The sequence below is a fragment of the Micromonospora sp. NPDC050695 genome, assembly GCF_040654415.1.
Classification (GTDB): Bacteria; Actinomycetota; Actinomycetes; order Mycobacteriales; family Micromonosporaceae; genus Micromonospora.
Genome location: NZ_JBFAHZ010000002.1, coordinates 53,266 through 73,819, shown reverse-complemented (window position 1 = coordinate 73,819; position 20,554 = coordinate 53,266). Strand labels below are relative to the sequence as shown.

The window sequence follows — 20,554 nt, the reverse complement described above, 5'->3', positions numbered from 1 at the left end:
CGGCGCGGAGGTCGGTGCGCGGTGCGCGGCAGCGGAGCCCACCACCACCATGGCCCCCCGAGCGCCGGGCTCAGAACTCCTGGTACATGACGTGCAGGCCGACCCGGCCGAGGGTGGGGTGGCGGAACGCGCCCGGCACCGTGCCGACCACCGTGAAACCCTCCCGCCGGTACAGCTCGACCGCCGACCGGTTGCTCTCCACCACGGCGTTGAACTGCATGCCCGCGTACCCCTGCTGGCGCGCCCAGGTGAGGGCGTCGCGGCACAGCGCGGTGCCCACGCCCCGCCCTCGCGCGCCAGCGGCGACCATGAAACTCGCGGTGGACACGTGCGCGCCCGGCCCCGGCCGGTTGGCGCCCATCTTCGCGGTGCCGAGGACCCGCTCCCCGTCGACGGCGACGACGGTCCGTCCCGGCGGGGCCTCGGCCCACATGCCGTACGCCGCGTCGGAGGTCATCGCCGGGTCGTAGACGAAGGTCTCCCGGGCCCGGATCACCTCCTCGACGATCGGCCAGACCTGCGACCAGTCCTGGTCGACGAACTCCCGAATCAGCACCGGGCGAGGCTAAGCCCCGGACAGGTTCCGGACAATCCGTTATCCGCAGGTGCATCCGAGGGGCGTTGACGATGCGAAGCATGGGTCGTGACGAGACGTCACGGATCTGTCGCCTCGACGAAAGGCCCGCTGATGAAGATCGCACGACTCGCCGCCCGGGTGGCGGTGGGCACCCTGGCCACCGCGCTCGCCACCACCGCCGTCGCCGTGCCGGCCGCACAGGCCACCGGCAAGAAAAAGCCGTTGGGCACGGCGTCGCTCGCCCAGGTGCTCACCAAGGACCGGTCCGGATTCGATCGCAACGCACGAGACTTCGACGTGCTGACCGCAGCCGTGCTGGCCGTGCTGGAGGCCAAGCCGAACTCACCGGTCAAGGTGCTCACCGACGGCACGGTCGCGTTGACCGCGTTCCTGCCCAACGACGCGGCGTTCCAGCAGTTGGTCCGGGAGATCACCCACGCCCAGAAGCTGCCCGGCGAGAGTGCGGCGTTCTCGGCCGTCGCCGGGCTGGGCATTGACACCGTGGAGACGGTGCTGCTCTACCACGTGGTGCCGGGCGCGACCATCGACCGCAAGACGGCCGTCACGGCAGACGGCGCCGAGCTGACCACCGCGCTCGGCCCGACCGTCGAGGTCGACCTGCGCACCTACTGGCACTACTTCCGTCAGGTACGCCTGGTCGACGCCGACACCAACGATCGCGACCCACGGGTGGTCGCCTTCGACGTCAACAATGGCAACCGGCAGATCGCGCACACCGTGGACCGGGTGCTGCGCCCGATCGACCTGCCCTGATCGAGGTCGGGTGGCGTGCGACCAGGCGTCGCACGCCACCCGCACGGATCGTCAGACCGGGCTGAGCGCCGTGATCTCCGCGTCGAGCAGGGCCGCCAGCCGCTCGTGCCGCCCCGGGTGGCTGCCCGGGGTCATGCCACGGCTGGGCATCTCCACGGTCATCAGCAGGTACAGGTGCAGCCGGTACAGCGCGAGCCGCCGACGCGCCGAGGCGTCCAGGACCAGCGGCTCGGCGGCGGCGTCCCGGTAACCGCGCAGCAGGGGGTGCTCCGGCTCGTCCTCGACGCGCCGGAACAGCCGGGGCGAGACCAGGTCGAGCAGCGGGTCGCCGTACAGGAACCGCTCGCCGTCGACCAGACCGCGCAGCCGTAGCCGTCCGTCGGCGTCGGGCGCGGTTAGCACGTTGCCGTCCCAGCAGTCGAAGTGCAGCAGCGCCGGGCGGCGGACCTCGTCCAGCACGTCGGCGTGCCGCCGCACCAACGCGCGCAGACCGGCCTCGGTGATCGGCAGCCGCACGTCCCAATCGGCCGCGTCGGCGAGCAGCGCGTCGAGCATCGCGGAGAACGCCGCCCGCCAGGTCGATCCGTCGGCCCGGTCGCCGTCGTAGCCGAACCGGTCGCCGGTGACCCGGTGCAGCGCGGCGAGCGCCACCCCGAGGTCGTACCGCGCCGGGCCGTCGTCGACCGCGACGCCCGCGCCGGCCAGGTCGGACAGCGACCGGCCGGGCAGCATCGCGGTGACGAGCCATTCGCCGTACGCCGGGTCGGTGCCGTGGTGCAGCACCGGGGGTACGGGCACCTGCGGCGCCCGCTCGGCGACCAGCCGGAAGTAGCGTGCCTCGGCCGCGCAGAGCCCCCGCTCGTAGCGCAGCAGTCGGGTGCCGGCCGGCGGAGCCACCTTCAGCACCACCCGACGGCCGTCGTCGAGCAACGCCCACCACACCGTCGCGTACCCGCCGCCGGTCAACGGACCCGCGTCCCGGACCCGGTCCCGCGGGCCGAACGACGCGCGGACCAGGTACGACACGTCGTCCGTCGTGAGGGGACGCTGCGTCGGGCTGACCACGGTCACGACGCGGTGTCAGCCCGACGGGCCCGGGGCGCGGACCCGGTGGTGGCCCGGGCGGCGGGGCCGGTGGTGTCCCGCCGGATCAGCTCTGCGGGGAGCACCTCGACCCGGGGTGACAGCGCCTCCGCGCCTAGCACCAGCGACATCGCGCGCACTCCCATGTCGACCAGCGGCAGCCGCACGGTGGTCAGCGCCGGCGTGACGTCCCGGGCGATCGGCATGTCGTCGAAGCCGATCACGGAGACCCGCCGCGGTACGGCCAGCGAACGGGCCCGCAGGGTGGCGAGCGCGCCGATGGCCATCGAGTCGTTGAGCGCCACGATCGCGGTCAGCTCCGGATCCGCGTCGAGGAGACGGGCGGTGGCCTCGGCGCCGCCGTCGCGGTCGAACTCGGCGTAGCGGATCCGCCGCTCGGGCAGGTCACGGCCCTGCTCGGCGAGCGCCTGCCGGAGCCCGGCCAACCGATCGGTGGTGGTGGTGAGGATGCGCGGGCCGGCGACCACGCCGATCGCCCCGTGTCCCAGCTCGCACAGCTCCCGGCCGGCGAGGTACCCGCCGGTCCGGTTGTCCGGCATCACCGCGTCGCCGGAGTGCTCGTGCCGGCCGATCACCGCGACCCGTCCGCCGGTGGCCCCGTACGCGGCGAGCTTCTCGTTGAGCTGCCGGGTGAACGCCTCGTCGTGATAGCCGGAGCCGGCGAGGATGAGCGCCGCCACCTGGTGGCCGCGCAGCAGCTCCACGTACTCCAGCTCGCGGTCCGGGTCGCGGTAGCTGTTGCAGATCATCAGCAGCCGGCCCTGGTCGGTGGCGACGCGTTGCAGCCCACGGGTGATCTCGGCGAAGTACGGGTCGGAGACGTCGTGCACGATCACGCCGACCGCGCTGCGGTGTGAGCGGGCCAGCAGCTGGGCGTGGGCGTTCGGCACGTACTGCAACTCGGCGACGGCGGCGAGCACCCGCTCGCGCAGCTCGTCGGTGACCGGCTTGCTGCTGCCGTTGATCACGCGGGAGGCGGTGGCGGGCGAGACGCCCGCGCGTCGCGCCACGTCGGACAGGGTCGCCATGGCCGCCCCCTCGATCTGTTGACGGCGTTTCGCCGTGCCGGCTAGCGTCACGGTACCGCAGTGAAAGCCCTTTCCCGCAGGGAGGCCCGGTCATGTCCGATCGCTTCGCGGTGCTCCAACTCGACGACCTTCCCACCAGGCGCTGCTCGTGTGGGACCACCCGCAGGGGCTTCATCGCCGAGAGCGACGGCCAGGCCAGCGTGCACCTGCTCGAGGTGCAGGACGCGGTCACCCACCATCACCGCATCGCCACCGAGTACTACATCGTGCTCGCGGGGGAGGGTGAGATCGAGCTGGACGGGGTGCGCCATCCCGCCCGGCCGATGTCCGCGTTCCTCATCAAGCCGGGTTGCCGGCACCGGGCCATCGGTGACCTCACCGTGCTGCTGGTGTCGCTGCCGGCGGCGGACGACACCGACGAGTACTTCGATGCCTGACCGGTCGGCCGTGCTGCCCGGCGGCATCGGGTTGTCCCGGCTGCGGGTCTACGACACGGCGGCGCCGGACGGCGTGGTCGGCGGCACCCCGCACGTGCACCTGTGCTGTACGGAGGGGTACGTGGTGACCGGCGGCGAGGGCGCGGTGCAAACCCTCACCGCGGCCGGCTACCGGGAGACCCCGTTGCGGCCGGGTGCGGTGGTCTGGTTCGAGCCGGGCACCGTGCACCGTCTGGTCAACGGCGGTGAACTGACCATTGTGGTGCTCATGCAGAACAGCGGGCTGCCCGAGGCCGGGGACGCGGTGCTGACCTTCCCGCCCGACGTGTTGGCGGACCCCGACGCGTACCTCGCGGCGGCGGCGCTGCCGAACGGGGGAGCGCCGGGCACGGACGTGTGTGCCGCGTACCGTCGACGGGATCTGGCCGTGATCGGCTTCCAGGCGCTGCGGGCCGGCGGTCCGGCGGCGCTGGCCGCGTTCCACGACGCGGCGGTGGCGCTGCGCCGCCCGATGCTGACCCGCTGGCGGCAGCGGTGGTCGGCCGGTGCCGGCCGCGCCGCCGCCGGCACCGGCGAACAGCTCGACGCCCTGGAGAGGGGCGATCCCGGCCACCTGGGGGACGCCCGGGTGTACGCGGTGGACGAACCGGTCGAGCGGGGCCGGCTGGGCATGTGCGGCCTGCTGGACACCTACCCGGCGGCGAGCTGACGGCGCGGGCACGGCCCGAATAGATCGAGGAAAGGCCTTGCCCGGTGCGAAGGTGCCGCCTACGCTCCAGGAAAGCGTTTGCCTGATCCGTCGACCGGCCCCCTCCGCGGGTGCTGAGCCGGGCCCCGAGGAGGTTCCGCGTGACCGAGAACTCTTTGGACACGGCGGGCCGGCAGGCCGCCGTCGACATGACCGAAGGCGGGCGGGCAGCCGTGTCCGCGTCCGGGGCCACCGCTTCGTCGGACACCGTCGACGCCCCGGCGCCGTCCACGGTGGCCGGTCCTCCGCCCGGCACCGACGGTCGACCACCACGACCGACGCTCGGCCGCCGCGCGGTGGCGCTCGCCGACTCGCTCTGGCGCCCGGCGCTGGTGCTGGCCGCGCTGTTCGCCGCGTGGTGGTTCGTCGCCGCCCAGGAGTACGTGCCGAACTACCTGGTGCCCACGCCCGGCCAGGTCTGGACCACCATGACCGGGCAGTCGTCCGAACTGGCCCGGCACACCGTGGTCACCCTCTACGAGACGGTGCTCGGCTTCGTGCTGGCCGCCGCGCTGGGGCTGGCCGCCGCGGTCGCCATCGCCTACTCGCGCACCCTGGACAAGGCGCTCTACCCGATCGTCCTGTTCGCACAGGTCATCCCGAAGATCGCCATCGCCCCGCTGCTGGTGGTCTGGTTCGGCCTCGGCCTCACCCCGAAGGTCATCCTCGCGGTGCTCATCGCGTTCTTCCCGGTGGTCATCTCCGGCGTGGCCGGGTTGCGCTCCACCGACCCGGAGCTGCTCGACCTCGCCGCCACGATGGGCGCCGGACCCTGGCGTACGTTCCGCAAGATCCGCTTCCCGAACGCGTTGCCGCACCTGATGGCCGGCCTGAAGGTGGCCGTCACCCTCGCCGTGGTCGGCGCCGTGGTCGGTGAGTTCGTCGGCGCCAGCGAAGGGCTCGGCTACGTCCTGCTGCTGGCCAACGGCAACCTCGACGCCCCACTGCTGTTCGCCGACCTGATTCTGATGTCCGCCATCGGCATCGTCCTGTTCGTCCTCGTCGAGATCGCCGAGGCACTGCTCATCCCGTGGCACGCCAGCCGCCGTGCCGGCGTGTCCCTCACCACCTCCTGACCGACCCCATCACGGAGGCACCGATGAAACGCACCGCCACCACCATCCTGGTCACCGCCGCCCTGCTCGTCGCCGCCACCGGCTGCGGTGGGGACGACTCCGGCGGCGACACCAACGCCGACGGCAGCAAGCAGGTCACCCTCACCCTCAACTGGGTGCCGTACGGCGAGCACGCGCCCTTCTACTACGGCCTGCAGAAGGGCTACTACTCCGCCGAGGGCATCGACCTGAAGATCCTGCCGGGCAACGGCTCGGGCAACACGGTCAAGCAGGTCGCCCAGAAGCAGACCGACTTCGGCTGGGCGGACAGCCCGGTGCTGCTCAAGTCGGTGGCCAGTGGCATGCCGGTGCGCAGCCTCGGCGCGTACCTGGAGAAGGGTCCGTCCTCGGTGGAGTTCTTCACCGAGAAGAACATCAAGACCCCGGCCGACCTCAAGGGCAAGACCGTGGGGGGCACCCCCGGTGACGCCCTCTACGCGACGTTCCCGGCGTGGCTGGAGAAGAACGGCCTGAAGAAGGACGACGTCAAGGTCGTCAACGTGGACGCGGCCGGCAAGATCGCCGCGCTGGCCGAGGGCAAGGTCGACGCCATCATGGGCTTCTTCCACGACCAGGCGCCGACGATCGAGAGCAAGACCGGCAAGAAGGTCGACGTGCTGCTCTTCGCCGACTACGGGATGAACCTGCTCGGCACCGGTCTGATCGCCAACACGCAGACCCTGCAGAAGGACCCGGAGCTGGCCCGCAAGTTCGTCCGGGCCACCCAGAAGTCCTGGGCCGACGCCGCACGCGACCCGGCCGGCGCGGTGAGCGCGATGGTCGAGCTGGCCGAGAACGAGCCCGCCCCCGAGGTGCTCACCAAGCAGCTCACCCTCAACCTGCCGCTGCTCGGCGCCGAAGGCCCGCCCGGGGTGAACACCGAGGCCCAGTGGACCGAGACCATCGACCTGATGTCGCGCTACGCCGAGCTGAAGGATGCGGGCGCGCCCAACGCGTACTGGGACTCCTCGTACGCGGCGCAGGGGTGACCCGGTGACCGCAGCGCCGGCCCGCGCCGGCACCGCCATTGGGATGTCCGGCGTGACCGTCCGGTTCAGCTCCCGCCGGTCGCAGACCACCGCACTCGACGACGTGTCGCTGGACATCCAGCCCGGCGAGTTCGTGACGATCGTCGGCCCGTCCGGCTGTGGCAAGTCGACCCTGCTGAAGATCGTCGCCGGGTTGGTCCAGCCGACCAGCGGAGAGGTGTCGCTGCTGGAACGCCCGGTTCGCGGCCCGCAGAAGCAGATCGGCTTCGTCTTCCAGAAGGCCGCGCTGCTGGAGTGGCGCGGCGCGCGGGCCAACATCCTGCTCCAGGCCGAGATGCGCGGCATGGACCGGGCGCAGGCGGCCCGTCGGGCGGACGAGCTGATCGAGATGACCGGCCTGACCGGTTTCGAGAAGGCACTGCCGCACGAGCTGTCCGGTGGCATGCAGCAGCGGGTGGCACTCTGCCGCGCGCTGCTGCACGCCCCGCCGGTGCTGCTCATGGACGAGCCGTTCGGCGCCCTGGACGCCCTCACCCGGGAGCAGATGAACGCCGAGCTGCACCGGATCTGGCGGGAGACCGGCACCACCGTGGTGCTGGTCACCCACTCCATCGCCGAGGCGGTCTTCCTCGGCACCCGGGTCGTGGTGATGAGCGCCCGGCCCGGCCGGATCATCCGCACCTTCACGGTCGAGCTGCCGACGCACCGCGACTACGCGCAGGTGATGTCGGATCCCCGCTTCGACCGGCTCGCCACCGACCTGCGCGGGTTGCTCGGCAGCGCGGCCGCCAACCACTGAGACGCGGATCGGCACGACCAGCACGACGGAAGGAACACCATGACCCGCAGGTCGATCGGCATCATCGTCAACGGCGTGACCGGAAGGATGGGCTACCGGCAGCACCTCGTCCGCTCGCTGCTGGCCATCCGCGAGGCCGGCGGCGTGACGCTGGCCGACGGCACGACCATCTGGCCGGAACCGGTCCTGGTCGGGCGTAACGAGACCAAGCTCCGTGAGCTCGCCGAGCGGCACGGCCTGACCGACTGGACCACCGACCTGACCTCGGCGCTGGCCCGGGACGACGTCGAGGTCTACTTCGACGCCCAGGTCACCCAGCAACGGGAGAAGGCCATCCGGCAGGCCATCGAGGCCGGCAAGCACATCTACACGGAGAAGCCCCTCGCCGAGGACACGGCCGCGGCGCTCGACCTGGCCCGGGCCGCCGACGCGGCGGGCGTCCGCACCGGCGTCGTACAGGACAAGCTGTTCCTGCCGGGGCTGCGCAAGCTCAAGCGTCTCGTCGACGGGGGTTTCTTCGGCCGGATCCTCTCGGTGCGTGGTGAGTTCGGCTACTGGGTCTTCGAGGGCGACTGGCAGCCGGCGCAGCGTCCGTCGTGGAACTACCGGGCCGAGGACGGCGGCGGCATCGTGGTGGACATGTTCCCGCACTGGCACTACGTGCTGGAGGAGCTGTTCGGCCGGGTGAACGCCGTCTCCTGCGTGATCGCCACCCACGTGCCCGAGCGGGTCGACGAGGCCGGCGGCCCGTACGCGGCCACCGCCGACGACGCCGCGTACGCCACCTTCGAACTCGACGGCGGGGTGATCGCGCAGATCAACTCGTCCTGGGCCGTGCGGGTGTACCGCGATGAGCTGGTGGAGTTCCAGGTCGACGGCACCGAGGGCAGCGCGGTCGCCGGCCTGCGCAACTGCCGGGTGCAGCACCGGGCGGTCACCCCGAAGCCGGTGTGGAATCCGGACCTGCCGGTCACCGAGGACTTCCGCGCCCAGTGGGCCGAGGTGCCCGACAACGAGGAGTTCGACAACGGCTTCAAGGTGCAGTGGGAGGCGTTCCTGCGGCACGTCGTAGCCGGCGAGCCCTTCCGGTGGGACTTCCTGGCCGGCGCGCGCGGCGTGCAGCTCGCCGAACTGGGATTGCGCGCGGCCCGCGAGGGCGTCCGCGTCGAGGTGCCGGAGTTGCACTCGTGAGCGCCGCCGAGGTCGTGCTGCCGGGCGGGCGGCGCCACCGGCTGGCCGGGGGGACCGGGTTCGCCCGCCCGTCGGCGCCCGCGACCAGCCGCATCGCGTACGCCGCCGCGCACGTGGTCGCCGACCCGGGCGCGGAGAACACCCCGGGTGCTCCGGCGGCCGTGGACTGGGACACCACGCTCGCCTTCCGGCGGCACCTGTGGTCGTACGGGCTGGGGGTGGCCGAGGCGATGGACACCGCCCAGCGGGGGATGGGGTTGGACTATCCGGCGGCCCGGGAGCTGATCCGGCGCAGCGCGGCCGAGGCCCGCGCCGTGGGTGGACGCATCGTCGCCGGTGTCGGCACCGACCAGCTGCCGGCCGGTCCGGCCACCCTGTCGTCGGTCACCGCCGCGTACCGCGAGCAGCTCGACGACGTCCACGCGGCCGGCGCCCGGCCGGTGCTGATGTGCAGCCGGCACCTGGCCGCCGCCGCCCGCGGCCCGGAGGACTACCTGCGGGTGTACGACGAGCTGCTGAGCGCCGCCGACGAGCCGGTGGTGCTGCACTGGCTGGGTCCGATGTTCGACCCGGCGCTGACCGGCTACTGGGGTGCGGTCGACCTGGACCTGGCCGCCGACACGGTCGTCGAGCTGATCAAGGCCCACCAGTCCAGGGTGGACGGCATCAAGGTGTCACTGCTCGACGCCGGCCGGGAGGTCGCGTTGCGCCGCCGGCTACCGGCCGGGGTGCGTCTCTACACCGGTGACGACTTCCACTACCCGGAGCTGATCCGGGGCGACGAGGCGGGCCATTCCGACGCGCTGCTCGGGGTGTTCGCGGCCATCGCGCCGGCCGCCGCCGCCGCGCTGGCCGCCCTGGACCGGGGGGACGTCTCGACGTACGACGAGGTCTTCGCGCCGACCGTGCCGCTGGCCCGGCACCTGTTCGCGGCGCCGACCTGGCACTACAAGACCGGGATCGTGTTCCTGGCCTGGCTGGCCGGGCACCAGGACCATTTCACGATGGTCGGTGGCGCGCAGTCCGGGCGTTCTCCCGCACACCTGGCCACCCTGCTCACCCTGGCCGACGCGGCCGGCCTGTTGCCCGACGCGGACCTGGCCGCCGCCCGCGCCCGAGCGCTGTTCACGGTGGCGGGGGTGGCGCAGTGACCGTCGAGTTCGCGGGTGCGGCACCGTCGGGTGGCAGCGGCGACGCGCTGCGGCGCTTCTCGTTCAACCAGGCCACCGCCCGGCGCTGGCCGCTGCCCGACGTGGTGGCCGGTTGTGTGGCCGCCGGCGTGCCGGGCATCGGCCTGTGGCGGGAACCGGTCGCGGAGTACGGGCTGGCCCGCTCGGCGAAGCTGGTCCGCGATGCCGGGCTCACCGTCACCTCGTTGTGCCGGGGCGGGTTCTTCTCCGCCGACGACTGGCTGGCGGAGAATCTGCGCGCCATCGAGGAGGCGGCCACGCTGGGCGCCCCCGAACTGGTGCTGGTCTCCGGTGGGCTGGCGGCGGGCCGCCGGGACATCGACGGCGCCCGCCGCCGGGTCGCCGACGCGATCGGCGAGCTGGCCCCGCACGCGGCGGCAGCCGGCGTACGGCTGGCCATCGAGCCGCTGCACCCGATGTTCGCCGCCGACCGCTGCGTGATCGCCACCCTCGGGCAGGCGTTGGACATCGCCGAACGGTTCGACCCGACGGTGGTGGGTGTGGTCGTGGACGCGTACCACATCTGGTGGGACGACACGGTGTACGCGCAGATCGAGCGGGCCGGCACGCGGATCGCCGCGTTCCAGGTCTGCGACTGGGTGACCCCGCTGCCCGAGGGGGTCTTGCTCGGCCGGGCGCTGCCCGGCGACGGGTGCATCGAGCTGCGCCGGCTGCGCGAGGCGGTGGACGCCGCCGGCTACGTCGGCCCGATCGAGGTGGAGGTCTTCTCCGCGCAGGTGTGGGCGCGTCCCGGCGCGGAGGTGCTGGACGCGGCGATAGCCGGCTACCTGCGCCACGTTGTCTGATCCCGGTCCAGCGGCCGGCGTCGCTCCGGCGTCCGCCGGGCCCGTCGAGGAGGGCCGGGGGCGGCGGTGGCCGGCGGCGGTCGGCGCCTGGCTGGGCATCGGCACCGCGCCGGCCACCCTGGTGCTCGGCGCGGCGATGGCCGACCGGCACGGCGGCGCGGTGCCGGTGGCCGGGCTGCTGGTCGGCGGGGCGCTGATGGTGGCGCTGCTGTGGGGGCAGGGCCGGATCGGCCTGCGCCGGCCGCTCGGTGACGGCGGCACCCTGACCGCGGTGCTGCCCGCGTACCTGGGGCGGGTCTCCCGCCTGCTGCTGGCGGCGGTGCTGGCCGTGTCGATGGTCGGCTGGAACGGCTTCAACGTCGGGCTCGGCGGCGCGTCACTGGCCGCGTTGACGCACCTGCCGGGCTGGGTCGGGCCGGCGCTGCTGGAGGTGGCGGTCCTCGCCGTCTCCTGGGCGCCCGCCCGGCTCGGCAACCGGATCGCGGTGCTCACCACCCTCAGCGCGGTGGTCCTGGTCGGATGGTGCCTGACCGTGCTGCCGCCGCCCGGCGCGCCGGTCCGCCTCGCCGCCGGTGGGCTCGCCGACGCCGCCGCGCTGATCGGCTACGTCGCGGTGTTCGCGTTGCGGGCACCGGACTTCAGCGTCGGTCTGGCCCGCGGGAGGGACCTGGCCTGGTGCGTGGGGCTGCTGATCGGGCCGGCGCTGCTCGGGGTGCTCGCCGGCGCCGGTCTGTGGCTGCGGACCGGCTCGGCGGACGTGGTCGCGCTCCTCGCCGCCGGGTCGGGGCTGGCCGCGTACGCCAATCTGTTCGTCGCGGTGGCGGTCTTCGCGGCAGCGCTGACCACGACGTACTCCGGGGCACTGGCGATCCGTGGCCTGGCGCCGCGGGTGCCGGCCCGCACCGCGATGCTGGCCGTCGCGGTGCTCGGGGGACTGCTGACGGTGGCGCGCTTCGACCGGCTGGTGCTGCCCTGGCTGACCCTGCTGGCCGCCGCGCTGCCGGTGCTGGTCGTGCCGATGGCGACCGAGGCCGCGGCCCGGCGGCGCGGCCGCGCCCCGCGCAGCGTGCCCGCCTGGTGTTGGGTGCCGCCGGCGTTGCTCGCGGTCGCCTGCACCCTCGCCGGGGTGGGTCTCGCGCCGCTGCTCGGCCTGGCCCTCGCCGGGCTGCTCACCGCAGGCTGGCGCCGACACCAGCGCTGATGCTGGCGTGCGGCGGAGCCTTAGCGCTGGGCCACGTCAATGACAATGACGGTGATGTTGTCGTGCCCGCCCTGGTTGACCGCCAAGGTCACGAGCTGGTCGGCGATATCCCCTGGACTACCGTCGGAGTCGAGCGCAGCTCGTATCTGTTCGCCTGGTACGTACGAACTCAGACCGTCAGAGCACAACAGGATTCGGTCGCCGGGTTGGAGGTGGAGAGGTGTCAGGTCGGGCGATCGGCCGTCGTTTCGGCCATCGAGAAAGCGGGCCAGCTTCTCGCCCAGATTCGGCACCTTGTCTGCGTTGGCGACGAGATGTTGGTAGGTGTGATCCTCGCTGATCTGGAGCATCGCACTGTCGCGGGAGCCGTGGCGCCGGATCAGGTAGGCGCGGGAGTCCCCGACGTTCGCCACGACCGCCTCGCTGCCGGAGCACAGCAGAGCGACCAACGTGGTCCCCATCCCAGCCAGCTCCGGGTCCGCGCGGACCTTCCGGCGTAACGCTTCGCTCGCCTCGTAGATCGCCTGCCCCAAGAAGTTGGCAAGATCCTTCGCCGGCACCGGACGGTCATACGCCGCCAAGGCCGTTGTCACCGTGCTGCTGGCGATGTCACCGGCGACGTGGCCGCCGAGACCGTCCGCGACAACAAAGAGCCACTGCCCTTGGCTGTGGGAGTCCTCGTTTCGTCTACGGACGAGGCCCTGGTGTGTCCGGCTGGCGGCTTCGACGATGACCGTCACGGCAGTGAGTCACCTCTCGATCCGGCGTCAGACCACGGCTGCTGGGCGTTGTCGGCACGGTGCAGGACGTGGACCGTCTCGACCCGATCGCTCGCCACGACGTACTCGGTCACCTCGACCGGCTTGTTGTCGGCCCCCGAGGTCCCGACCCGCACGATCTCCAGCACGGGCAGGTTGGTGGGGATCTCCAGGAGCGTGGCCTCGTCCTTGTTGGGCATTCGGGCGCGATGAATCTCCATCCAACTGATGGGCCAGTGGCCGGCGTTCTCAATGCGATGCAACCACTCGCCCGCAGCGGGTTCCGCGTCCAACTCGGCAGCGATGTCGGCGACACGCGGGTGAATCCACGAGACGTTGATCTGGAACGGGGCTTCGGACGCGGGCCCGGTGACCCGGAACCGGCGAAGCACCTCGGTGCCAGGGTCCACGCCGAGAAGCTTGGCGACGCGGGGATCGTCCAGGCGGGCCGGTGCGCTGACGGCCTCGCCGTGGCGAACCCACACCTCCTGGCTGCTGGCCGAGGGGAACGAGTAGCCGGTTGCTTGCTCGTTGCGTTTGACCAGGTCACCGCGTGGTCGACGGGGACGCATAGTGCCGTACCGAACGGCGATGCCCCGGCCTTGGACGGCCCACACGTAGCCCTCTGTCTCAAGAAGGGCGATGGCCCGACCGATGGTGTCGCGGTTGGCGTCGTACTCGGCGGCGAGGTCGTTGAGGGTCGGAAGCCGCGCGCCCGGCGCCCACTCCCCGGCTTCGATCCGTTCTCGGATCTTGGACGCGATGCCCAAGTAACGCGAGTGCACCACCACGTCAACACCCCTCGATTGTCCCAGGATAATCCTTGACCTTCGGTCAGATTGTCCCCACACTATCGTCATGCAATTGTCCCAGGACAATCTCGGGCTTGACGGGGTAGGTGCTGCCCCTCGTGGAGAACCAGAGGAGTTGCGGCCGTTGAGTGAGTCGCCGATGCCCGAGATTCCGGAGGTTGTCGTGGCGCAGGTGCCGCAGGTCTTCGTTCTCATCAGAGACGAGGAGGCTGTTGGCTACCTCTTCGACCTGCCGTCCGGAGCAGTGGCCATCCTCGATGGTGCGAGGGAGATCTTCCAATCGGGCTCCTTGGAGGAATTCACCAGGTTCTTCGGCCCCTTGCTGGGGCTGGACGTCGCGAAGGTCAGGCAGGACATCTAGTGCCAACGCCGCACGTCGGCGTGCCCGGGTGGCCCGCTCCCTCTGTTGAGGGACAGGGCTCGCTTCCTGAGGGGAGGTGACAGGGTTCGACGGCGCGGATGGTGGGTTTCATGAGGACGAAGCCATGACCCCTACCTCGGCCGGTCCGAGTTGGACGCCGGCCGTGCACACAGGAGTCGAACCGGTGAGCAGGTTCGCTCTCGTCGCAGTGGGGCGTCGGGCTGCTGGTGGCTTCGGCGTCGTACTTCACGCTGACCAGGGCCCCGTGTTCGCGGGGTGCCGTCAGTGCAGAGCCGGTGGTAACTGTTTAGCCCGACGGGGGAGCACCGATGACGAAGCATGCTGTCCGGGCGGCCCGGATGTTCGACGGCGAGCGGCTGGTGGGCGGTGGGGTGCTGCTCCTGCTGGACGGCGGTCGCATCACCGACGTGCGGCGAGGGTGGATCGAGGTGCCGGAGGGCTGGCCGGTGCGTGAGCATCCGGACGGCACCCTGCTGCCTGGCTTGATCGACGCGCATGTGCACCTGTGCGCCGATGCCGGGCCGGACGCCCTCGGCCGGCTCGCCGAACGTCCCGAGACGGACCTCGACGCGGTCGTCGAGGCGTCCCTGCGCGCGCACCTGGCGGCCGGTGTCACGACCGTCCGGGACCTGGGTGACCGCCACGGTGCCGTGCTCCGGTGGCGGGACCGGGAGGTGCGCGACGACCTGCCCACGGTGGTCGCGTCGGGTGCGCCGATCACCAGTGTCGGCGGGCACTGCTGGTGGATGGGGGGCGAGGCGAGCGGCGTCGACGGGATCCGCGAGACCGTGCGTCGGCAGGCGGCGGCCGGCGCCGACGTGGTCAAGGTCATGGCCAGCGGCGGAGTGTTCACCCCCGGCACCGACACCACCCGGCCGCAGTTCACCGACCAGGAACTGACCGCCGCGCTGACCCAGGCGCACGATCTCGGCCTGCCGGTGACCGCGCACGCGCACGCGCTGAGCGCCGTCGAGCAGGCGCTGCGCGTCGGCGTCGACGGCATCGAGCACTGCACGTGTGTGACCGCGTCCGGCGCCCAGGTCCCCGGCGAACTCGCGGCTCGCCTGGCCACGTCCGGGGTGGCGGTCTGTGCCACGCTCGGCACCGATCCCGCCGTGATCACGCCGCCGGAGGTGGTGGAGATGGCCGCGCGGGCCGGGCTCAGCGAGGCCGCGCTGCGCGCCGCCGCCGCCACCCTGCACCGGGCCGGGGTCCGCCTGGTGGCCGGTTCGGACGCGGGCCTCGGCCCCGCGAAGCCGCACGGGATCCTGCCGGAGACGCTCGTCGAGTACGTCGCGAGTGGCATCCCCGCGACCGCGGCCCTCGCCGCGGCGACCTCGGTCGCTGCCGAGGTGTGTGGCCTGGGGCGGCGCAAGGGCCGCGTCCGCGCCGGTTTCGACGCCGACCTGCTGGTCGTGGACGGCGACCCGACGCGCGACGTGACGGTGTTGCGCCGACCGCTCGCCGTGTACCGCGCCGGGGCGGTGCCGGAAAACATGATCTAGCCGCGACTGATCGATCGTGATCTTATACGGACCAGTGATCCGTAACACCGTGCAAATCCTCGATTAACCGTCGACAGCTTAGGTGGGGGAGCGCTCCCATTCGCGGATCGCGATCGATGCGGACAGCTCCACAAGGGGCGATCGAGAGGAGACTCGTGGCTACACGCACGAGCGGCAACAGGCTGCGAAGACTAGCGCTACCGACGCTGGTCGTCGCCATGATCACCGGCACAACCGGTGTCGCGGGACCGGCCTCGGCGGCCCCCGGTGAACGGCCCGGCACCAGCGGCCCGGGCTACTTCTCCGCCGGGTCCGACCGGAAGGTCACCCTGACCGACGGGGCCGATCGGCGCCCCGACAGCGACCACGCGGACAGCCCGAAGTCCGCTGTGGACGCGACCGGATCCGGCGTGTACATCGTCGAACTGGCCGAGGACCCCCTGACCACGTACGTCGGCGGGACCTCGGGGCTGACGCGGACCCGTCCGGCGCCCGGCACCCGGCTGGACGTGACGTCGGCGCCGTCGCAGGCGTACCGCCGCCACCTCGACGCGCAGCGGACCGCCGTCGCCACGGCGGTCGGCGTCCACGTCACGGCGGCCTACACCGCCGCCTTCAACGGGTTCTCGGCGACGCTGACCGCCCAGCAGGCGACCGCGTTGCGGGCGGACAAGCGGGTCCGTGCCGTGACCGCGGCGCAGGCGCTCGGCACCCGCTCGACTTCGGCCCTCGCGACCACGTCGGCCCCCGCCACGTCGGCCCCCGCCACCGCGGCCGGGCCTGACCCGTCGGCGGCGGGCCACACCCCCAAGCCGGTCACGCCAGGTCCCGCCACCGGTGCGGGCATGGTGATCGGCGTCCTGGACACCGGCATCTGGCCGGAGAGCGCGTCGTTCGCCAAGAAGATGCCGGCTCCCGCCAACTGGCACGGCACCTGCCAGACCGGGGTGGCCTTCGTGGCCGAGCACTGCAACGGCAAGATCGTCGGCGCCCGGTACTTCGCCGACACGTGGCTCGCCGGCGGTGGCTCGGTGCCCGAGGGCGAGTTCCTGTCCCCCCGCGACGCGGCCGGGCACGGCACGCACACCGCGTCCACGGCGGCCGGTCTGCCGGTCTCGGACGTCACGATCGACGGTCGGCGCTTCGACCCGATCTCCGGAGTGGCGCCGGACGCCCAGATCGCCGTCTACAAGGTGCTCTGGGGTGGCGTGGGCTACGACGCCGACATCATCGCCGGCATCGACGCGGCCGTCGCCGACGGCGTGCAGGTCCTGAACTTCTCGATCGGCTCGCAGCTCGGCGACTGGGAGGCCAACACCCCGATCGGCATGGCCTTCCTCAACGCCACCCTGTCCGGGGTGTTCGTGGCGGCGTCGGCGGGAAACACCGGCATCGTGAGCGGGGCCATCAGCAACGCGGCACCCTGGGTGACCACGGTCGGCGCGGCGGTGACCAACCTCGACGAGGCGACGCTCAAGCTGGGTGACGGCACGAAGCTGGTCGGCGGCTCGCTGGACGCGTTGCCCGGTGGCGGCTCGCGGCCGTTGGTCTTCGGCGACCAGGCCGGCTCGCCGGACCTGGGCGCGGTGTACTGCGAGCCGGGCAGCCTCGACGCTGCCAAGATCAAGGGCAAGGTGGTCGCCTGCGCGCTGAACGACACGTTCGGCTCCGCCGCCGAGGTCAAGGCCAAGGGCGGGGCGGCGATGGTGCTGTTCGACCCGGTCGGCAACTACCGGGTCAACTCCATCTACAACTTCCCGGTGGTGTACCTGCCGACCGAGAAGCAGGCCGGCACGGTGTTCAACTACCTGATACGCCACCCCACCGACGCGACGGTGTCCGTGCGGGCCGGCGGTGACGGCTCCAGCGTCCCGGGCGTACCCAGTGTCGCCGACTTCTCCTCCACCGGCCCGGACAAGGTGACCTACGGCGTCTTCAAGCCCGACCTGGTCGCCCCGGGATCGGACATCCTCGCCGCGGTCTCACCGGCGGGCAACTTCGGGCGGCAGTACGACGCGTACTCGGGCACCTCGATGGCGTCGCCGTACGTGGCCGGCGCGGCAGCGGTCCTACGTGCCACGCATCCGGACTGGTCGCCGGGCCGGGTCGCCTCGGCGCTGCGGACCACCGCCACCGACACCGTCGGCACCACCAACCCCCTGGACCAGGGCAGCGGCTTCATCAACCTGGCCGGTGCCAGCGACCCGGGACTGGTCATCGAGCCGACCGCGGCGGAACTGGTCGCCTTCAGCGAGACGGCCCAGCCCGACGGCAAGGAACTCAACCTGCCGGCCATCTCGCTGCGCGAGTACGACGGCACCCGCCCGGTGACCCTCACCCGCACCCTGACCAACGTGGGCAAGGCGCGGGAGACCTACCGGTCGTCGGTGTCCGGCCTGAAGGGCATGAGGGTCACCGTCACGCCGGCGTCGGTGACGCTGGCGCCGGGCGCGTCCGCGACGGTGACCATCACGGTGAGCCGGGGCAGCGCCCCCTGGGACCGGTACGTGACCGGATCGATCACCTGGCGCGGCAAGGCCCACAGCGCCCGGATCCCGGTCGCCGCCCGTCCGTGGGGGATCACCGCCCGGCCGTACGGGGACGACGGCGAGGAGTTCGGCCGGATGGCCAACGGCGCGTTCGGCTACGTCCAGCCGGGCTTCACCGGGCCACTCGCCGGTCGCAGCACCGGTTACACGCCGATGCGGCGCACGTCGTACTCGATGCCGGCCGGCGTCTACGGCGGCGTGTTCGACCCGAAGGCGTCCGGGGTGAAGAAGGTCGACTTCACCGTGCCGGCGAACACCGCCGGCATCGTCGTCGAGGCCAACACCGAGGACCCGAACACGAACCTCGACCTGTACCTGTACAAGGGCGACACCCTGATCTACAGCAGTGACAGGTACTGGACCAGCGCGGAGCAGGCGTACAAGTTCCTGCCCGAGCCGGGGCGTTACACGGCCTACGTGTTCGCGCAGGTGCCCGGCGGCCCGGTCGTCGACTTCGAACTGAAGCACGCCATCATCGGCCGTAACGCCACGTATGCGGGTGCCACGCTGACGCTGCCGTCCACGGCTGAGCGTGGTCAGGGTTTCAACTTCACGCTGAAGCCGAACAAGCCGCTGGCCGAGGGCGACTTCTGGGGCTACACCGAGTACCGCACCAACGGCACGGTCATCCCCGGCAACCTCGTCTACACCCAACAGAGTTCCTGGCAGTAACCCGTACCGGACCGGGGGGTGGTGCCGACGGGCACCGCCCCCCGCTCCGCCGCCGTCTCAGCGCTGCCAGGCGTCGATGGTCCGCACGCCGTCGCGTACGGTCCGGTCCAGGATCTCGGCGTTGCCGCTGGCGCCCTCCCACCCCTGGTCGTTGAGCACGGTCACCGCCCCGTCGACACGCGCCACGGCGATCTGGCTGGACGCGTCCCCGCCGGTACGCTCGCCGTTCAGGTTCGTCTGCGCCCACGTGAGGGACACCAGCAGGGCTTCGTCCCCGACACCGGGCAACGCCCGGCTCCCGACCGTGACCGGGTTGCCGCCCTGGTCGTACGAGGGGCACGCCTGCACCGCAGCGCGGAGGCGTCGCAGGTAGTCCACGGCGCCATCGCCGTCGAAGGTGAAGATCGTCTGATGGATCAGGCCCTGCGGCACGTTGCTGTCGGGCTCACCGGGCTTCTTGTAGGTGACGGTCATCGCCGCGCTCGCGGTGACCTGTCGACCACCGGTGCCGAACTCGTTGCCGCACAGCGTCGGCAGAGCCTCGGCGACGGGCGTCGTCCGGCGGGGCGACTTGCGCAACTCGGCCGGTAGTTCGACGAAGGCGGACGTCGGGATGGTCGTGGGGGCGCTGGCGCTCGCGGACGGCAGGTCGACCTGACTCGGCGTGGTCGTCGCGGTCGTCGGCGACGCGGTCGGGGACACCGCATCGGTCCCGTCCCCACCCTCCGTGCAGGCGGTGCTCAACGCGACGGTGCCCAGCAGCGACAGGATCAGCGCGAATGCCCGCGACGCTCGGTTGGTCGGTGGCGGTGCGTATCGGCTCATGTTTCCCCCTCGTCTCTCCCTCAGCCTTGCCCTGCGAAGAGTCGACGGAAACGACCAGCACCGACCAGGCCGGCACGAGCAGCCGGGCTGGCGACGATGACACGGCGCACACTCGCCGGATCACGTCACGTGGACAGCGTGCGCACCGCGGTCGACGACACCGCGGCCAGTTCGGGCTGCGCGGGTAGGAACACCGTGGGGACACCCAGCGACTGGTTCATCGCGGCGAGCTGGTTCTCGTACCAAAGGTCGGTGGTGTTCCGTACGCCGCGGACAATCACTCCGATGTCATGGCGACGGCAGTAGGTGGAGGTCAACCCGTTCCAGGCGGCAACGGTGACGGAGGTCCACTCGGTTGGCAACAGCGCCCGAACAGCGGCCGCTCGTTCCTCTTCGCTGGTACCCGGGTGCTTGCTGCTGTTGACCGCGACGAGCAGGACCACTTCGTCGAAGAGGTCGCGTGCTCGGCTCACCACGTTCACGTGCCCCGCGGTGAAGGGATCGAAGCTGCCGGGGTAGACGGCTCGCACTCGTACGCGTTCGGCTGTCACGACGTCTGCCCTTCGCTCAGGTGAATCTCGCCGACACGAAGATCCCTCTGCCGGCACTGCCGATCCGGTGCTGCGATACCCCCGGACTGGCGGTATCGGCCGCCCTACCCGGCCTGCCGGCCCGGAGCGCGCGAGCCGTACGCCGGGCCGAACACCACCAGCAGCGCCAGGTCCTCGGTCACATCGACGAACCGGTGCTCCTCACCCGCCGGTACGAAGATCACCGAACCCGGGCCCACCTCGGCCGCACCGTCCGGGGTCACGATCCGGGCCCGCCCCGCGGTGACCACGTAGATCTCATCCTCGGTGTGCGGGCTCTGATCGTCGCGACCGCCCGCCGGGACGCAGTACGTTCCCACCGACAGGTCCGGCACCCTCAGGTGTTCGACCCAGTCGTTGGCTGCCCCGGCGGGTGCGGTCCACCGGCCCGCGCCTTCGATGATCAGCATGTCGGAAGCGTAGTACCGCAACGGCGTCAGGCGAACAGTCTTCGGACCGGGTTGGCCTACGACGTCCTCTGGGTTGCCGCCGGACCTGGCTG

At 71.9% G+C, this 20,554-nt stretch carries 21 protein-coding genes; 13 read left to right on the top strand and 8 right to left on the bottom strand.

What is annotated here, in order from left to right:
* Positions 1 to 70 precede the first annotated feature (70 nt).
* Positions 71 to 556, bottom strand: a complete 486-nt coding sequence (locus tag AB0H52_RS01935; RefSeq protein ID WP_151488825.1) for a GNAT family N-acetyltransferase — start codon at positions 554 to 556, stop codon at positions 71 to 73.
* Between the two features lie 132 nt (positions 557 to 688).
* On the opposite strand from AB0H52_RS01935, the gene AB0H52_RS01930 reads away from it, so the two are divergent.
* Positions 689 to 1,351, top strand: a complete 663-nt coding sequence (locus AB0H52_RS01930) for a fasciclin domain-containing protein (RefSeq protein ID WP_357944616.1) — start codon at positions 689 to 691, stop codon at positions 1,349 to 1,351.
* A 51-nt stretch (positions 1,352 to 1,402) separates the two neighbouring features.
* Here the strand turns inward: AB0H52_RS01930 and AB0H52_RS01925 are convergent, their stop codons facing one another.
* Positions 1,403 to 2,422 (bottom strand): phosphotransferase, encoded by a 1,020-nt coding sequence (locus AB0H52_RS01925; protein ID WP_151488827.1) that lies wholly within the window; start codon positions 2,420 to 2,422, stop codon positions 1,403 to 1,405.
* Entirely contained in the window at positions 2,419 to 3,483 is a 1,065-nt protein-coding gene (locus AB0H52_RS01920) for a LacI family DNA-binding transcriptional regulator (protein WP_357944613.1), read from the bottom strand. Before AB0H52_RS01920 ends, AB0H52_RS01925 begins: the two co-directional genes overlap by 4 nt.
* A 92-nt stretch (positions 3,484 to 3,575) precedes the next feature.
* Between AB0H52_RS01920 and AB0H52_RS01915 the strand changes: the two genes are divergently transcribed.
* The 9 genes from AB0H52_RS01915 to AB0H52_RS01875 all read left to right on the top strand — a co-directional run bounded on the left by AB0H52_RS01915 (position 3,576) and on the right by AB0H52_RS01875 (position 11,959).
* Positions 3,576 to 3,920 carry a cupin domain-containing protein gene (locus AB0H52_RS01915; protein ID WP_151488829.1) on the top strand — a complete coding sequence of 115 codons (345 nt, stop codon included), beginning with the start codon at positions 3,576 to 3,578 and terminating at the stop codon, positions 3,918 to 3,920.
* The gene (locus AB0H52_RS01910) at positions 3,913 to 4,629 is read left to right on the top strand and encodes a cupin (protein ID WP_357944610.1); all 717 of its coding nucleotides are present in this window, start codon (positions 3,913 to 3,915) and stop codon (positions 4,627 to 4,629) included. Before AB0H52_RS01915 ends, AB0H52_RS01910 begins: the two co-directional genes overlap by 8 nt.
* 140 nt (positions 4,630 to 4,769) lie before the next feature.
* A complete protein-coding gene (locus tag AB0H52_RS01905) occupies positions 4,770 to 5,744 on the top strand; it encodes an ABC transporter permease (protein WP_225854207.1) in 975 nt (324 codons plus the stop codon).
* Positions 5,745 to 5,767: 23 nt separating this feature from the next.
* Positions 5,768 to 6,772, top strand: a complete 1,005-nt coding sequence (locus AB0H52_RS01900) for an ABC transporter substrate-binding protein (protein WP_151488831.1) — start codon at positions 5,768 to 5,770, stop codon at positions 6,770 to 6,772.
* Between the two features lie 4 nt (positions 6,773 to 6,776).
* Entirely contained in the window at positions 6,777 to 7,571 is a 795-nt protein-coding gene (locus AB0H52_RS01895) for an ABC transporter ATP-binding protein (protein ID WP_151488832.1), read from the top strand.
* 39 nt (positions 7,572 to 7,610) lie between these two features.
* Positions 7,611 to 8,762 (top strand): Gfo/Idh/MocA family oxidoreductase, encoded by a 1,152-nt coding sequence (locus tag AB0H52_RS01890; RefSeq protein ID WP_357944605.1) that lies wholly within the window; start codon positions 7,611 to 7,613, stop codon positions 8,760 to 8,762.
* Positions 8,759 to 9,913, top strand: a complete 1,155-nt coding sequence (locus tag AB0H52_RS01885) for a dihydrodipicolinate synthase family protein (protein ID WP_357944602.1) — start codon at positions 8,759 to 8,761, stop codon at positions 9,911 to 9,913. The genes AB0H52_RS01890 and AB0H52_RS01885 overlap by 4 nt, the downstream gene beginning before the upstream one ends.
* Positions 9,910 to 10,758: a sugar phosphate isomerase/epimerase gene (locus AB0H52_RS01880; RefSeq protein ID WP_357944600.1), complete on the top strand. Its 849-nt coding sequence runs from the start codon at positions 9,910 to 9,912 to the stop codon at positions 10,756 to 10,758. The genes AB0H52_RS01885 and AB0H52_RS01880 overlap by 4 nt, the downstream gene beginning before the upstream one ends.
* Positions 10,751 to 11,959 (top strand): hypothetical protein, encoded by a 1,209-nt coding sequence (locus AB0H52_RS01875; protein WP_357944597.1) that lies wholly within the window; start codon positions 10,751 to 10,753, stop codon positions 11,957 to 11,959. Before AB0H52_RS01880 ends, AB0H52_RS01875 begins: the two co-directional genes overlap by 8 nt.
* Positions 11,960 to 11,979: 20 nt before the next feature.
* Here the strand turns inward: AB0H52_RS01875 and AB0H52_RS01870 are convergent, their stop codons facing one another.
* Both AB0H52_RS01870 and AB0H52_RS01865 read right to left on the bottom strand, forming a co-directional pair.
* Positions 11,980 to 12,699 carry a protein phosphatase 2C domain-containing protein gene (locus tag AB0H52_RS01870; RefSeq protein ID WP_151488836.1) on the bottom strand — a complete coding sequence of 240 codons (720 nt, stop codon included), beginning with the start codon at positions 12,697 to 12,699 and terminating at the stop codon, positions 11,980 to 11,982.
* The gene (locus AB0H52_RS01865) at positions 12,696 to 13,577 is read right to left on the bottom strand and encodes a GntR family transcriptional regulator (protein ID WP_151488848.1); all 882 of its coding nucleotides are present in this window, start codon (positions 13,575 to 13,577) and stop codon (positions 12,696 to 12,698) included. Before AB0H52_RS01865 ends, AB0H52_RS01870 begins: the two co-directional genes overlap by 4 nt.
* A gap of 91 nt (positions 13,578 to 13,668) precedes the next feature.
* Between AB0H52_RS01865 and AB0H52_RS01860 the strand changes: the two genes are divergently transcribed.
* From AB0H52_RS01860 to AB0H52_RS01850, 3 genes are all read left to right on the top strand, one after another.
* Positions 13,669 to 13,890: a hypothetical protein gene (locus AB0H52_RS01860; protein WP_151488837.1), complete on the top strand. Its 222-nt coding sequence runs from the start codon at positions 13,669 to 13,671 to the stop codon at positions 13,888 to 13,890.
* A gap of 329 nt (positions 13,891 to 14,219) precedes the next feature.
* Positions 14,220 to 15,416 (top strand): amidohydrolase family protein, encoded by a 1,197-nt coding sequence (locus tag AB0H52_RS01855; RefSeq protein ID WP_357944592.1) that lies wholly within the window; start codon positions 14,220 to 14,222, stop codon positions 15,414 to 15,416.
* Positions 15,417 to 15,634: 218 nt separating this feature from the next.
* Positions 15,635 to 18,637, top strand: coding sequence for a S8 family serine peptidase (locus AB0H52_RS01850; RefSeq protein ID WP_357944589.1), 3,003 nt, complete (start codon positions 15,635 to 15,637; stop codon positions 18,635 to 18,637).
* Between the two features lie 57 nt (positions 18,638 to 18,694).
* Here AB0H52_RS01850 and AB0H52_RS01845 read toward each other — a convergent pair whose 3' ends face one another.
* The 3 genes from AB0H52_RS01845 to AB0H52_RS01835 form a co-directional block, all read right to left on the bottom strand.
* Positions 18,695 to 19,462, bottom strand: coding sequence for a hypothetical protein (locus tag AB0H52_RS01845; protein WP_357944586.1), 768 nt, complete (start codon positions 19,460 to 19,462; stop codon positions 18,695 to 18,697).
* 125 nt (positions 19,463 to 19,587) lie between these two features.
* On the bottom strand, positions 19,588 to 19,992 hold the full coding sequence (coaD, locus tag AB0H52_RS01840; protein ID WP_357944582.1) for a pantetheine-phosphate adenylyltransferase: 405 nt from the start codon (positions 19,990 to 19,992) through the stop codon (positions 19,588 to 19,590).
* 125 nt (positions 19,993 to 20,117) lie between these two features.
* On the bottom strand, positions 20,118 to 20,462 hold the full coding sequence (locus tag AB0H52_RS01835; protein ID WP_357944579.1) for a cupin domain-containing protein: 345 nt from the start codon (positions 20,460 to 20,462) through the stop codon (positions 20,118 to 20,120).
* Between the last annotated feature and the right edge of the window lie 92 nt (positions 20,463 to 20,554).